Origin of the sequence: Prosthecobacter algae, assembly GCF_039542385.1 — a bacterium.
GTDB lineage: Bacteria > Verrucomicrobiota > Verrucomicrobiia > Verrucomicrobiales > Verrucomicrobiaceae > Prosthecobacter > Prosthecobacter algae.
Map to the genome: position 1 here is coordinate 220,448 of NZ_BAABIA010000005.1, position 14,691 is coordinate 235,138.

11 protein-coding genes are annotated in these 14,691 nt (G+C 59.3%); 5 read left to right on the forward strand and 6 right to left on the reverse strand.

Translation table 11 applies throughout. The annotated features are described in order from the left end of the window. Positions 1–18: 18 nt before the first annotated feature. Positions 19–1,278 (reverse strand): MFS transporter, encoded by a 1,260-nt coding sequence (locus ABEB25_RS13225; protein WP_345736885.1) that lies wholly within the window; start codon positions 1,276–1,278, stop codon positions 19–21. Beyond that, positions 1,268–2,140: an HAD-IB family phosphatase gene (locus tag ABEB25_RS13230; protein WP_345736886.1), complete on the reverse strand. Its 873-nt coding sequence runs from the start codon at positions 2,138–2,140 to the stop codon at positions 1,268–1,270. The genes ABEB25_RS13225 and ABEB25_RS13230 overlap by 11 nt, the downstream gene beginning before the upstream one ends. 152 nt (positions 2,141–2,292) lie before the next feature. On the opposite strand from ABEB25_RS13230, the gene ABEB25_RS13235 reads away from it, so the two are divergent. Further along, complete coding sequence (locus ABEB25_RS13235) at positions 2,293–3,468, forward strand: GntR family transcriptional regulator (RefSeq protein WP_345736887.1); 1,176 nt, start codon at positions 2,293–2,295, stop codon at positions 3,466–3,468. Between the two features lie 72 nt (positions 3,469–3,540). Here ABEB25_RS13235 and ABEB25_RS13240 read toward each other — a convergent pair whose 3' ends face one another. Beyond that, the gene (locus tag ABEB25_RS13240) at positions 3,541–5,655 is read right to left on the reverse strand and encodes a tetratricopeptide repeat protein (RefSeq protein ID WP_345736888.1); all 2,115 of its coding nucleotides are present in this window, start codon (positions 5,653–5,655) and stop codon (positions 3,541–3,543) included. A gap of 116 nt (positions 5,656–5,771) precedes the next feature. After that, positions 5,772–6,593, reverse strand: coding sequence for a PHB depolymerase family esterase (locus tag ABEB25_RS13245; RefSeq protein WP_345736889.1), 822 nt, complete (start codon positions 6,591–6,593; stop codon positions 5,772–5,774). A gap of 117 nt (positions 6,594–6,710) precedes the next feature. On the opposite strand from ABEB25_RS13245, the gene lysA reads away from it, so the two are divergent. Next, the gene (lysA, locus tag ABEB25_RS13250; protein ID WP_345736890.1) at positions 6,711–8,003 is read left to right on the forward strand and encodes a diaminopimelate decarboxylase; all 1,293 of its coding nucleotides are present in this window, start codon (positions 6,711–6,713) and stop codon (positions 8,001–8,003) included. Between the two features lie 105 nt (positions 8,004–8,108). Here the strand turns inward: lysA and ABEB25_RS13255 are convergent, their stop codons facing one another. Beyond that, positions 8,109–9,071: an LpxL/LpxP family acyltransferase gene (locus ABEB25_RS13255; RefSeq protein ID WP_345736891.1), complete on the reverse strand. Its 963-nt coding sequence runs from the start codon at positions 9,069–9,071 to the stop codon at positions 8,109–8,111. Positions 9,072–9,172: 101 nt separating this feature from the next. On the opposite strand from ABEB25_RS13255, the gene ABEB25_RS13260 reads away from it, so the two are divergent. Beyond that, positions 9,173–10,771 (forward strand): NAD(P)/FAD-dependent oxidoreductase, encoded by a 1,599-nt coding sequence (locus ABEB25_RS13260; RefSeq protein ID WP_345736892.1) that lies wholly within the window; start codon positions 9,173–9,175, stop codon positions 10,769–10,771. Positions 10,772–10,840: 69 nt separating this feature from the next. Here ABEB25_RS13260 and ABEB25_RS13265 read toward each other — a convergent pair whose 3' ends face one another. Continuing rightward, positions 10,841–11,173 (reverse strand): hypothetical protein, encoded by a 333-nt coding sequence (locus ABEB25_RS13265; RefSeq protein ID WP_345736893.1) that lies wholly within the window; start codon positions 11,171–11,173, stop codon positions 10,841–10,843. Between the two features lie 162 nt (positions 11,174–11,335). Here ABEB25_RS13265 and ABEB25_RS13270 point away from each other — a divergent pair, with 162 nt between their 5' ends. Together ABEB25_RS13270 and ABEB25_RS13275 are read left to right on the forward strand one after the other, a co-directional pair. Beyond that, the gene (locus tag ABEB25_RS13270) at positions 11,336–12,196 is read left to right on the forward strand and encodes a rhomboid family intramembrane serine protease (protein ID WP_345736894.1); all 861 of its coding nucleotides are present in this window, start codon (positions 11,336–11,338) and stop codon (positions 12,194–12,196) included. A 313-nt stretch (positions 12,197–12,509) separates the two neighbouring features. Further along, a complete protein-coding gene (locus ABEB25_RS13275; protein WP_345736895.1) occupies positions 12,510–14,603 on the forward strand; it encodes a catalase in 2,094 nt (697 codons plus the stop codon). Positions 14,604–14,691 lie beyond the last annotated feature (88 nt).

The window sequence follows — 14,691 nt, forward strand, 5'->3', positions numbered from 1 at the left end:
CGCTCCCGGCCCTTTTAGTTAGGCCGGTTTCGTCGCATCCGGGTGGAATGCCTTGGGTTTCAGAATGACAGGCCAGCCGGGTGGACGGGCAGGTTTGGAAATCACCTGAGGTTTGCCCACACTCGGCGCCAGCGCCATGAGCAGAAGGCTGGTGGCAATGATGGTGGCCAGGGCCAGGGGCAGGCTGGCCACATCGGCCAAAAGACCGATGAATGGCGGCCCGATGAGGAAACCCAAATACCCCAGGGTGGTCACTGTGGCCATTGCTGGGCCCGAGGCGACACCGGGGGTATTGCCCGCTGCGCTGAAGACCTGCGGCACCACGGTGGCAAAACCTGCGCCCACTGCTGCGAAACCGATCAACGCGGTGACAGGATGCCCTCCCAGCAAGGCCAGGGCGAGACCTGAGGCCGCTAGGAAGCCACTCCATCGCACCAGACTCACCGGACCCACATGCTGTGAGAGGCGATCCCCCCCAAAGCGCCCCAATGCCATGGCAATGGAGAAGGCGGCATAGCCGGCGGCAGCCACGCCTTCCGTCGCGCCCGTGATTTCACGCAGGAAAACCGCGCTCCAGTCCGCCATCGCCCCTTCGCCGATCATGACGCAGAAGGCCACCGTGCCCAACACCAGTAGGCGGCGTTTTTCTGGTCCCCAGGCAGGCAGGGTGCCCTCCACGGGATGCTTCCCAAGGATGGGCAGCTTTTCGGCCTCCTGAAACAGACGTGGAAAGGCCAACCAGCCTCCGACCCCGCCCAAAAGAGCTGCCGCCAGGGCATAATGGGCCTCTGGAGAAAGGCCCAGTGCCGCCAGTCCCCCGCCTAGGCCAGACCCTGCCAGACCCCCGAGGCTGAAAAGGGCATGGAAGGAGGCCATGATGGGTTTGGGGTACGCCTTTTCCACCAGCACCGCCTGGGCGTTCATGGCCACATCCAGCGCACCATGGGCAGCCCCAAAGGCGAGCAAGGCCAGCATGAAAACCATGGCATTCGGGGCCAGGGCCAACAAGGGCAGAGCCAGACAATACAATGCGGCTGAAACCTGGCAGACGCGGTGGCTGCCATGGCGGGAGGAAAAAGACCCGGCCAGCGGCATGGAAATGAGCGCACCCGTGGCCATGCCCAGCAGAGCTAGCCCCAGCGTGCCGTGACTGAGCCCCAGCTTGGCCTGCAAGGCAGGAATGCGTGAGACCCAACTGGCAAACAGGGCGCCGTTCATGAAAAACAGCACGGTCACCGCCTGCCGGGCCGCCCGAGGTAGGGGAAGATCAGTGGCCATTGAGGTGCAGGGGTTTCAGTTCCGCCGTGCGCCAGCGATGCTCCAGCGGCAGCTCAGGTTCCGCCTCTTCATGGAAGGCCAGCCAATCCGTGCGCACCTTGTCCCAGTCTTGCAGAGTCAGGCCGTGGGAGGCGAAAAGCTGGCGGATCTGGGCACTGTCCCATTTCAGGATGTCTTCCAGGATGGGCACCAGCACGCTGGGGCTGTGATTGCTGAGGACCGTCCGTTTGGCGATGCGGCCAATGGATTTGGCCTCCGAAACGGCAATCGTGTGGCCATCGCGGCTGTTCACATGCTGCATCACGTATAAGTCGGAACTGCCATCGCCGATGTAGATCGTGCGGTCTGGGCTGACGTGCAGCTTGGACTCCAGCTCCTGTAGGACGGCCACCTTGCCGTAACCCGCTGGCACCCGGCGCACGGCGGAGATTTCCCCCGTGCCAGGATCAAAGTCGAAGTCCGTGCCAAACACGCGCTCTGGCGGGACGATGCCCTCCAGGGCGGAGCGCACCACTTCGGTGGGCCCGGCAGAGATGACGTGGAACTCGAAGCGGCAGTTGCCCAGTTGCTGACCGAGGATCTGGGTGAGCAGGTCCACATTGTATTTCAGGCGCACCTGCTTGCCGGTTTCGATAAGGTGCTCGCGCCGGACTCCGCGGAATCCGGGGTCGTGTCGCAGCAGGTAGGCCAGTTCGGCTCCTTGCTGGACAAAGTTGATCTTGGCAAGACCAGCGACTTTTTCTTCGAAATCACGAACGCCCATCATTTCACTGAGGACGAGACCTGAATCATTAAAACTGAGGGTTTTGTCGAAGTCGCTGGCCACGAGGTACTGCGTGACGGCATCGGGGGATTTAAACATGGGGGGAGTGGGGGGGTTTGGGAAAGAGCGGTAAGGCATAACAGTGTCCTTCTAATTGATATGTCATTTACCAGCATCGGAGATGCCAAGAGGCCTCAAAAGCCGCTTTTCTCTTGCTTCCACATCCATCAAAGCTGTAATGTCATATTTAAATGATGAAATCTGGTCTCCGCCCTGCCCCGCCCAAATACCAGCTGGTGTTTGAGAACCTGCGGCAGGAAATCCTCTCGGGGCAGTATCGGGCAGGGCAGAAGATTCCCAGCGAAGCCCATCTGGAAAAACGCTTCGGGGCCTCGCGTATCACCATTGGCCGCGCCGTGCGTGATCTGTGCCATCAAGGCCTGGTGGAACGGCGGGCGGGCTCCGGCACCTTTGTGAGGCCCACTGCACCGCCGCTGGCAGCGGCCAGCGGACTGTCCTTTGGCCTCCTGATCCCCGATCTGGGCCGCACAGAGATTTTTGAATTCATTTGCCAGGGCATGGCCGAGGCACCGCATGCGCAAGAGCACGCGCTGCTATGGTGCAATGCGATGGCCGCCCCCGGCAGTCTGGCAGAGGAGCGCGCGTGGCAGATCTGCCAGCAGCACATCGCCCGTCGTGTCTCCGGCGTCTTTTTCGCCCCGCTGGAAGAGAATCCCGACACCGCAGGCCTTGAAACCATGAACGTACGGATCCTGGCCGCACTGAAGGAGGCCGGCATCCCGGTAGTGCTGTTGGACCGCGATGCCCTTCCCTTCCCCGGCCGCAGCGACTGCGACCTCGTGGGCCTGGACAACTGGCGGGCCGGGCTGGTAGCCACGAATCATTTGTTAGGCCTCGGCAGTTCCCACCCCTTCTTCCTCTGCAGCAGCCGCCGCACCGCCTCCTCCGTGGAGGAACGCATCGCCGGATTTCACGCCGCCCTCGCAGCGCGCTCCCAGCCTGTGGACCCAGCCCAGGTACAGCGCCTGGACCTGGAGGATGACGGTGCCCTGCGCCAAATGATCACCGAACACCGCCCGGAAGCCGTTGTCTGCGCCAATGACCGCACCGCCGGTCGTCTCATGCAGGCCGCCCTCGCCCAGGGGCTGCGCATCCCGCAGGATCTGCGCATCATCGGCCTGGACGACATCCCCTACGCCAGCCTCTTTTCCGTACCGCTCACCACCCTGCGCCAGCCTTGTCGGGAGATCGGCATCGCTGCCATGCAGACCATGCTCGAGCGACTCAAACAACCTGACCTCCCCCCTCGCCGCATCACTCTCGATGCCGCCCTTGTCGTGAGGCAATCGTGCGATACCCCCTTGCCCCCAGGTGAAGAGCGCGAGTTCTTGGTGCAGCGTGGGTGAGACCACCTTAATATCTTACCTTGGCCATGGATAGCTTCCTCCTCCAGACGTCCAGCGCAGAGATATGGCCAGCTATCCGAGCGTGCAGCCCTGACAAAGATAAGCCAGACTGCCGAACTTATCTGTTGGAGGAGCCACCTTGACCTCTGGAAACGGTGTCAACTTTCTACACTCTGTGCATTCGATGTCCAAGGACGGTAACCGGAGATGCATCGCAAGGCCTGCAGGTAGTACGTCCTTCACTCCAGACAGTTGGCGCAAACCCTTGACCAATGGAATGCGCAAGTCCGTAAATCCCGCCCAGAATTCACCAATGAGTGCCAAGTTCGGTTTGCACTCCTTCAGCAACCGCGCCGTGCCGCGATAGCCCAAATGGACGTCTTTGAGTTTCGAGGCATCTCTAAGCTCTTCGATGGTTGGCTGGCTAATGTGTGCGATCAAAACATCGCACTTGGAGAGATGTTGCTGAAGGTCCGCAAAGTATGCGGTATCCGCTGTATAGCCGATCCGTAGAACCGTTTTCCCTTTATTGTCGAGAAGTTCCACCATCATTCCCAGCGCATGCTGTACATCAGTCCCGTGGTTCACCTTGAATGGAGTGATGCGCACCGGAATCTTTGCGGGGTGCTCGCCTAAATGGAGAGGTTGCGGAAACCCGCTTCCCATGACTATTGGCGGATGCTGATGCTGGGGCTTATCAAACCCGAATTTTGTCGCAGTACTCGTATCTTCATCCCATAGTAAAACATAAGGCTTGCTGCCAGGTCCCTTCGTGGAAGCCAAGCGTTTGTAGAGTTCATACCGGAGGTCGTCGATGTGCTTGAGGTCGCTGTTATGGTCGGGATGATTGTGGCTCACCACCACGGCAGCGATTTCCCGCCCGTGATAGCCGGCATCGTGAAAGTTTCGCAGAAAGTCGAATCCAGGATCAATCACAATCCCATAACCTCTCCACTTCAGGAAATAACCACCACCGCGCCAGCGCCGCTCCGAGCCTTCAAGAAGGGTGACGGCACTGCTCCAGCCACGCAGAATGCTCAGCGTGTTGTCTCGCTCGGAATCAACCTTCTTGATGTATCTATCGTACTGTGTATCTCCGGCTTCGTTGATAGCCGCGATGATCCCATCTTCGATTTCTGCAGTATCACTACCACTCGTTGGTCTTGCCATCATGGCACGGTCATCTGGAGAAAGCGCAGTAGGAACAATCTTCGACCTCAAAATCTGCAAGCCGCGGCGAGCGCGAGCGTGATCACCACCGTGAGTGTCTGCGCTCGCAAGAGCTTTCTGGTAGGCACTCTCGGCATCCTCCAGTTTTCCCGCGTCAACATACGTCTGAGCAAGATTGGTCCACGCTTTTGCGGGATTGTGGTAGTTGGGATCGTTGAGAGCCTGGCGGAAGGCCTGAATCGCCTCGTCGTGCTCGCCTGTGGCTCGTAGTGCGATGCCGAGGTTGGTCCAAGCGGTTCCAGGTGTCGCGTAGTTCGGATCGGCAAGAGCCTGGCGGTAGGCTTTAATCGCCTCGCCGTGCTCTCCTTTGGCTGCTAGTACGAGGCCGAGGTTGGTCCAAGCGATTCCAGGTGAAGTGAAATTCGGATCTTCAAGAGCCTTGCCGTAGGCTTTAATCGCCTCGTCGGGCTCGCCTTTGGCTACTAGTGCGATGCCGAGGTTATTCCAAGTGTTTCCATGTGTCGCGTAGTTCGGATCTTCAAGAGCCTTGCCGTAGGCTTTAATCGCCTCGTCGGGCTCGCCTTTGGCTAGTAGTGCGAGGCCGAGGTTGGTCCAAGCGTATCCAGGTTGATCGAATTGAGGATCGTCGAGGACTCTGCGGTAGGACTTAATCGCCTCCTCGTGCTGGCCACTCCCATGAAAAGCAGAGCCACGAACAAAGTGAAGGAATCCTTGCCAACGCTCGGGCATCTTGAGCTCCGTCTCGGCCGCAAGTTTGAGAGCCTTGTCGAACTCTCCCATTCGACTCACTCTGCTCGCTTCGATCAACGCCTTAGCCCACTCCCAACCTTGAGCATCTGCAAAGGCCATCGCGGCCTTGGATGCTACATCCGGAGCCAATGCCTTTCCTTTGAGAGGTGTTTGCTCCTTCCGGGCAGCCCAGAAGAGGCGGCTGAACTCGGCCTCGTGATCATCGTTGGAGCGCTTCGAGGCCATTTTCTGCAGTGATGGTTGCATCTCGAATCATACAAAGGCGTAGTTTGCGACACAAATTATTCCAAACTTTATGAGCAAATCTTTTATTTATTAGAGGATTGCTTACCCAAGCCCGACAGTGTGCGACGATCCCTGCCTCACTTCCCTGTATCCAGAAACTTGATCACCTTTTCCAGCCATTTGGCTTCGGGGGCACTGTGGCCTTGGCCGGGGATTTGGAAGAGTTTCACGCCTTTGAAGTCGTCGCTTTGGAAGCCTTGCTCATAGATGGCCAGGGTGTTGTCGAGATTGGAATCTTTGTCGCCGGTAATGAGGGCGAAGCGGTTTTGCTGCTGGGCGATCTGGGCCATCTGCGGATGGGGGAAGTAACGGCGGTCATAAGCCATGCCGCCTTTGCCCTGGGTGGGGCGGAAGTAGTTCACACCCATGAAGCAGGCTGCCCCGGTGAACATGTCTGAATAAGCGACGCCGATCATGGAGGCGACCCGGGCCCCGCCGGAGTGACCGCTGACATACACGCGGTCCGGGTTCACCTTGTAGAGCTGGCGCAGGTGGTGGTTGGCATCCACGGCTAAGCGGATGCGATCCGGCACCTCGCGGTTGTTGCCAGAATTGACAGCGCCAATGAAGATCAGTTTTTCATCGGCCAGCACCTTTTCCCATTCGGGATTGAGGTTCGGTTTTTCCCCGGGGCTGATCCAAATGAAAAGGCCGTGAGGATCGCTGTCTTTGTAGCCTTTGGGGACGATGATTTCGAAAGTTTCACGGCTGAGGTCATAGGGCCGGGGGGCATCGGAATCCGACAGCCGCATCTGGTACTGCTCGTCGCTGTTTTGGGGAATGGAGCCTTGGAAAGTGATAGTGCTGCGGACGCCCAGCTTGATTTCCGGGGCCGCCGGTGTGGCGGCGGCGAGGGGGAAGACGGCGGTGAGGAGGGCGAGGAGAGAAAAACGAAGCATGCTGTCATCACAACGGATGAAGCGGCATAATCCAAGAGAGAAGTTTCACCTGGAGGCCCAGGGACGCACGGCAGCGGTTGCGCCCGCGCCATTCCCGCCTATCTACCCAGCCCGCATATGCACAGTTTCCGTTATACCGAGGGCGAATTGTTCGCCGAAAACGTCTCTCTCCAATCCCTGGCCGAGCAACACGGCACGCCCTTGTACGTGTATTCCAAAGCCACGATCACGGGCCACTTCACCCGCCTGGATGCGGCATTGGGCAAGCTGGACCACCTCATCTGCTACGCGGTGAAGGCGAACTCCAACCTCGCCGTGCTGAGCACCATCGCCAAGCTGGGTGGCGGGTTTGACATCGTTTCCGCAGGCGAACTTTACCGCGTGATCAAGGCCGGGGGCGATGCCTCCAAGTGTACCTTCGCCGGTGTGGGCAAGACCCGCGACGAGATCGTCTATGCGCTGGAACAGGGCGTGTACTGCATCAATGCTGAGTCTGAAGCTGAGCTGCGCTACATCAACCAAGTGGCGGGCGAGATCGGCAAAAAGGCCCCCGTGGCCGTGCGTGTGAACCCGAACGTGGATGCGAAGACGCACGCGAAGATTACCACGGGCAAGAGCGAGAACAAATTTGGCATCGAGTTTGAAAACATCCTCGACGTCTATGGTCGTGTGGCTGCCGAGATGCCCAATCTCCAGATCAAGGGCCTCCAGATGCACATCGGCTCCCAGCTCACCAGCGTGGACCCGTTTGTGGAAGCGGTGAAGAAAGTGGTGCCACTCGTCCAGGAAGTGAAGGACAAGTACGGCATCCAGTTTTTCAGCATCGGCGGCGGCATCGGCATCAACTACAAGCAGAGCCTGGACTCCGGCGATGAAGGCTGGTGGCAGGAAAACAGCGAAGTGCATCCCCTCACCGTCCAGGCCTATGCCGAAGCCGTGGTGCCACACCTGGCCCCTCTGGGCCTGCGCATCCTCTGCGAGCCCGGCCGTTTCATGGTGGGCAATGCGGGCGTGCTTTTGACCAAGGTGCTCTATGAGAAGCGCGGTGCGGCCAAGACCTTCAAGATCGTGGACGCCGGCATGAACGACCTCATCCGCCCGACCCTTTATGAAGGCTGGCACATGATCACCCCCCTGAAGCAACCGACGACGGATGCGGTGGAGAAGGTGGACGTGGTGGGCCCGATCTGCGAGACCGGCGATTTCCTGGCGCAGAACCGCGAGATTCCCCTCGTGAACGAAGGCGACTACCTGGCCGTGCTCAGCGCGGGGGCGTATGGTTTTACCATGGCCTCCAACTACAACACCCGCCCGATGCCTGCCGAGATCCTGGTGGATGGCGACAAGGCCACCGTGGTGCGCGAGCGCCAGACGCTGGAAGACGTGCTGAAGGGCGAGCACATCGCCTAATTCGATCCCGATCCTCCGACAAATTCAGCCCCCTCTGCCTTCGCGGTGGAGGGTGCTTTTTGTGGCACTTGAGATGGACCGCACAGGGGACTATGCGGGCTACCTTCACTCCGGTTTCGCCGCTTCCTGTTCCACGCTCTTTTTTACCAGGGATTCAAAGACGAACCACTGGTCCCAGTGCTCATGGACAAAGCGGTGCATGATGGGAAGCCAGACTTTGCCCAGGTCATCGGCACGCTGCTTGGTCTTGCCATCGTAGAAGCAGGGGCCGCAGACGATGCGGTATTTCAGGGTGCCCATGCGCTGGAGGAAGATGGGGTAGCAGGGCACGCGGGCGATCTCTGCCAGCACCAGGGGCCCGCGCGGGATTTTGAAGGTGACGCCCTCATCATCCATCTCGATGGGGGAGACGCCCGTGACGACCCGATCCCCCTGCACGGCCACGGCTTCGCCTGCCATGAGGATGCGGCAAAGCTCCAGCCCCAGGTGGCTGTCCACCTCATTGTAGTGGACACGCAGGTGCGGATTTTCATCTTCCACCTTCTTCAGTTCGGCCGCCCGCAGTTCCTGCAGCTCCTCGGTTTGCTCAGGAACACGCACCATGTGCAGGGTGCGGCCAAACTTTTGGGCGAACAGAGTGGCTCCAATGTCGTAATTGCCACTGTGAATCGTGAAAACCAGGACCCCGCCCGGCTGCGCGCGCATTTCTTCGAAATGCTCGAGATTGGGGATATCCCAGGTGACCTCCCGCTTAAAATGCATGTGCCAAAGGCGGTCGAGGTAGGTCAGGGCGAACTGGTGAAACACCTGGTAACCAGCCCACCAGCGGCGCAGAGGGCCGAAGTCCGGGCGCAGCCCCTTCAAATTATCCAGCACGGCCCGGCGCTGCGGGCCTGCCAGGCAGTAGATGGCCCACACCACGGTGGAATTGAGTACGAGGCACAACCAAACGGGCAAAATGCGCAGAATTTTGAGCAAAATCTGGGTCCAGAAAGCTCCATGCAGCCCAGTATTCCGCAGACGCGGCGCTTGCGGAGGTGGAGCTTTGGCGGTTTCTTCTGGAGGCATGAGGGGGCAGCTTCGATGTCTATCCGTGACTCCATGGGCCACAGCCTGAAACATCTCTTCAGCTCTACCTTTGCCTAGACCAGCAACTCCGTCAAAACAACATGAACGATCCCCACCTGTCTCCCATGCCGAAGACTGATTACGATGTGATCATCATGGGCGGTGCCTTTAGCGGTTCTTCCGCGGCCCTCTTACTGAAGCGTGACCACCCTGGGCTGCGCGTGCTGGTGGTGGAGCGGCGGGTGGAGTTCGACCGCAAGGTGGGCGAAAGCACTTCTGAAGTGGGCGGCTGCTTTCTCACCCGTGTCCTGCACCTGGGCAGCTACCTCAGCGCGCATCATTATCAAAAGCACGGCCTGCGCATGTGGTTCTGCAAAAGCCCGCAGGACAGTGTGGAAGACTGCACGGAGCTAGGGCCCAAATTTCAAAGTCGCCTGCCCACCTTCCAGCTTGATCGCTCTCTTCTGGATGAGCATGTGCTGAAACTGGCCCAGGAAGCCGGGGCGGATCTACTGCGCCCAGCCACCCTGCGCGAAGTGAATCTGGCGGAAGATGACAGCCCCCACACCGTCACGGTGGCCAGCATGACTGCCGAAGGCAATAAGGAGACCCGCACCTACTCCACCCGCTGGGTCATTGATGCCTCTGGCAAGGCTGCCGTGCTTTCGAAAAAGCTGGGCCTCCACCGCCCGCTGGGCGATGAGCATGCCACCTCTTCCCTTTGGTGCCGCTACCGCAATGTCAATACGCTGGACAGCCACAAGAGCCGTAGCATGCACCCACAGCTCATGAAACGGGCGAAGGCCTCCCGCGCCAGCGCGACGAATCACCTCATGGGCCGTGGCTGGTGGGTGTGGCTCATCCCTCTATCCAACGGCGACTACAGCGTGGGCGTGGTGTGGGACCGCAGTGTTTTCACCCTGCCGGAGGGACCATCTCTCCAAGCCAGGTTACATGCCCATATCCTCCAGCATCCTATTGGTCGGCTCATGTTTGAAGATGCTGAGCAGATTGAGGGGGATACCTTTTACTACAAAGGTCTGCCCTATCACACGGAGCAGATGGCGGGCAATCGCTGGGCCATGGTGGGGGATGCAGCGGGCTTCATTGATCCCCTCTACAGCCAGGGCCTGGACTACTGCGGGCACACCGTTTACGCCGTCACCCAGATGATCGGCAAAGAGGCCATGGGGCAGGACATCACCGAGACGCTGAACTACCTCAAAGGGGCCTACAAACGCAGCTACCGCCTGTGGTTTGAATCCCTCTACAAGGGCAAGTACGAGTACATGGGTGACGCCGAGCTGGTGCGCATCGCCTTCATTATGGATCTGGGCACCTACTTCGTGGGTCCCGTGCGCCTGGTTTATGACAACCCCGAGTACGAATTTGGCCGCCTGCCGTATGATGGGCCTGCGGGCACCTTTTTTGCCAAGTTTATGGCGCTGTACAATCGCCGCCTGAATGCCATGGCCAAAAAACGCTTGGCCAAGGGCACCTACGGGCTGTGGAACACAGGCATGGACCTCACGCTGGGCCAGAGCTATACACCAGATTTTTCCGCCCTGCGCTTCCTGCGCTGGGGCATCCGGCTATGGCTGGTGGCTGAGTTGCGCACGCTCTTTGGCAAAGCGCCGAAAATGATGCCCGCGAGGGCCGAAATGCCCATGGAAAAGGCTCCCATGCCCTCCGCCGCCTAGGTGCCGAGACACAAAAAATGGCAATCCGCACGAGGCGGATTGCCATGGGTTAATTCAAATGAAGGATGTTTAGCCGCGATGAGCCGCTTTCACTCCCCGGCTGGCCGCCGTATTCCGGGCCGCCTTCTCGGCACGCAGCTTCAGTTTTTGGCGAATGGCCGCCGAGACGCCCATGAGGGCTTCGTTAAAGGTGTAACCGTCAGCCTGCACCTGGACATCGGGCCCAGGCATTTTCAAAGTGAGTGTGATCCGAAAGCGATACGTGGCATTTTGCGGTTCTTCGACTCGGGCGGAAGCGTCGGACACGGGCATATGCTGTCGCGCTTCCATAAAAAGGGCCTGAAGTTTTTCCTCCCATTCGGGACGGGCATCGCAACCGAAGTACTGAATATGTGTGATCATGGTGGATGTATCTATGTTAAAAGCTCCCAGCGGAGCCACAAAGGAGGAACGTTGAGATTCCCACCCTGTGACATTGCAAGGCAGCCGTGTGTTTGTAACCCCCGACAGCTCCAGCGTTGATCTTTGTCTTCGCGGAAATGAAAAAAACCTCCAGTTTACCCCATGTCCTGGCTGCCTGAATCCAAAGACCATCTCCCCCTCACCTGGTGGAAGGGGCACCCCATCTACCTTTCAGCCATGGTTGCCATCGGGGCTGTGGCCAGCATGGTTTTCACTGCGGTGCTGATGGCCGCCGCACCCGCCACGCTGGAATACCTCATTTTCACCTTTGGCGACTGGGCACGACTGCACCTTTGGGCTCCGGTGACTTACGCGCTGGTGAATCCACCCAGTTTCTGGCTTTTGATCAGCGGCGTCATGTTCTGGCGTTTTGGCGAGGCGGTGGAGCGCCACCTGGGCCGCACCAGCTTTATCAAGCTGCTCGTCGTCCTCCTGCTTGTTTCACCTTTGCTGATCACCCTGGCGAGCCTCCTGGGTCCCTCGCGGGGTTGTGCCGGTGTGACGGAAATCTTCTTTGGTACCTTCATCGCCTTTGCTGCGCTTTACCCGCATGTGATGCTGTCGCTGATCTTTTTCAGCCTCGAGGCGTGGATGCTGGCCGCTGCCATCGTCGGTGTGAATGCACTGATGGCCCTCGCAGGCCGTGACTGGATCGGCCTGCTCATTCTGGCAGGCCACGTCGGCACGGCCGTGGCCTACATCCGATATGAGCAGGGCATCCTCACCCTGCCGAAGATCCCCACCTTTCAGGCCACGCCCCCGGCATCGCGGAACGCCCCAAAGCCCACACGCAGCAGCGGCGGCAACGTGAATCCAACGCCAGCCCCGAAGGTGAAAAAGCACAGCCCGGCGGTAGATGACATCCTGGACAAAATCAGCCGCGAAGGCATGCACAGCCTCACCCCGGACGAACGCCGCATCCTGGACCAGGCCAGCGAGGATCTGCAAAAACGCAAGGGCTGAGGCACTGGCATTCTTTAGTCTCGCCTTTTGTTAGGCCCCGGCACACGGGGCCGTGAGCTGGCTTGCGATGAAAACCGAACAGGTCCGCCTCTGGATTTTTCCAGTTTGGCAGGGCATGACGTTTTTGGGACTTGCTGAAATCGTAGCGCACGACCTTTTTGGCCTGCCCCAAGCCCAAAGAATGGTTTTTGGTTAGGCCAACGGCTCCCCCCACAGCCAAAAAAGAGAGCCGCTGCGATGAAGTGTACCCAGCCGGAAATCGGCCTGCCACTTGGCAGGCTCCGGTTCGCCCACCTTCAGCCCGCTTTTCTTTATGCCCGCCAGCTCTTCCTCCAAGCCCAAGACGACCACTCCAGGGACCGATCTTCCCGCCGAGACTCACCAGACGACCACGGATCTGAAACAGACGCTCACGACCAATCATGGCGTGCCCATCTCTGACAACCAGAACTCCCTCAAGGCCGGCGTTCGCGGGCCCACGCTGATCGAAGACTTTGTGCTACGGGAGAAGATTACCCATTTCGACCACGAGCGCATCCCGGAACGCATCGTCCACGCACGCGGCTCAGGCGCGCATGGTTACTTTCAGGTCTATGAATCCCTGGCCGACATCACCAAGGCCGCCTTTCTGCAAAATCCCAAAACGAAGACGGAGGTCTTTGTGCGATTCTCCACGGTGGCGGGCGGAGCTGGCTCGGGCGACATGCCCCGGGATGTGCGCGGTTTTGCCGTGAAGTTCTACACCAGCGAGGGCAACTACGACCTCGTGGGCAACAACATCCCCGTCTTCTTCATCCAGGATGCGATGAAGTTTCCAGACCTCGTCCATTCCGTCAAAATGGAACCTGACCGCGGCTTTCCTCAGGCGGCTTCGGCCCACGACAATTTTTGGGATTTTGTCTCCCTCAGCCCCGAGACCATGCACATGCTGATGTGGACGATGTCTGACCGCGCCATCCCGCGCTCGCTCCGCATGATCGAAGGATTCGGTGTCCACACCTTCCGCCTTGTCAATGCTGAGGGCGTCTCTCACTTCGTGAAATTCCACTGGCGACCCAAGCTGGGCATGGCTGCGGTCGTCTGGGACGAGGCTGTGAAAATCAATGGTGCCGATCCTGACTTCCACCGAAGGGACCTTTGGGAAGCGATCGAAAAAGGCGACTACCCAGAATGGGAGCTGGGGCTGCAGGTCTTCGATGAAAAGACGGCTGCCGGACTGGACTTCGATGTCCTGGATCCTACCAAACTCATCCCGGAAGAAATCATTCCGTTGCGCATGGTTGGCAAGCTGGTGCTCAACCGCAACCCGGACAACTTTTTCGCCGAGACTGAACAGGTGGCCTTCCTACCTTCGAACATCGTTCCCGGCATCGAGTTCTCGAACGACCCGTTGCTACAGGGCCGACTCTTTTCTTATCAGGACACGCAGCTTTCCCGGCTTGGCGGACCCAACTTTCACCAGATCCCGGTGAATGCCCCGCGCTGCCCCGTGCACAACTTTCAGCGCGACGGCCTGCGCCAGATGCAGGTGCCCAAGGGCCGAGTGAACTACGAGCCCAACAGCTTTGACCAGGGGACTCCGCGTGAGAATCCACACCAGGGTTTTGCCAGCGTCCCGGAGGAGCTGGACGGCACCAAAATCCGCAAACGATCCGAGACCTTCTCCGACCACTACTCCCAAGCCCGCCTTTTCTTCCGCTCCATGAGCACGCCCGAGCAAAATCACATCATCAGCGCCTTCGCCTTTGAACTGGCCAAGGTGGAAACCAAACCGATCCGCCTACGCATGCTCGGTCATCTGGCCAACATTGATGCCGATCTGCATGAGGGTGTTTCCTACGCGCTGGGCATGCAGGAGCTGGCCGAGTCCATCCTTCCTGCCATGGCTCCACGTGATCTGGACCCCTCTCCAACGCTCAGCATGATTCACAAGGCACCAGTAACTTTGCAAGGCCGTAAAATCGGCGTGCTGATCACCGATGGGTTTGATTCCACCTTGCTCATGTCCTTGCAGCAGCGGGCCAAAAAAGAAAAAGCCACCGTCGCCGTCATCGCCCCCAAGGTCGGCGGCGCGGTGGACAGCGAAGGCACGCTCTTTGAAGCAGATTCCCCCATCTCAGGCGGACCTTCGATTTTCTATGATGCCGTGGTCATTCTCGCCTCTGCTGAAGGTGCGCAGGACCTCGCCACCCAGGCTGCTGCCGTCAACTGGGTGGGCGATGCCTTTGCTCATCTCAAGGTCATCGGCCATACCCCAGAGGCGCAGCCCCTCCTGGACAAAGCCGGTGTTCTCCCCTGCGAAGGCATTCTTCCCCTGCCCGCTGAACAGGCCCTCTCCAAATACATCGCCACCGCCAAAAAAGGCCGTGTATGGGAACGCGAATGTGCCTTGAGAAGACCCGGCTGAGGCTCCGCCAATAGCGGGTCGCTGGCGCAACCTGACGGTTCACCAGCGTTGGCTGTGGCCTGCTGGAGCTGCAATCGCTCGGCATGCA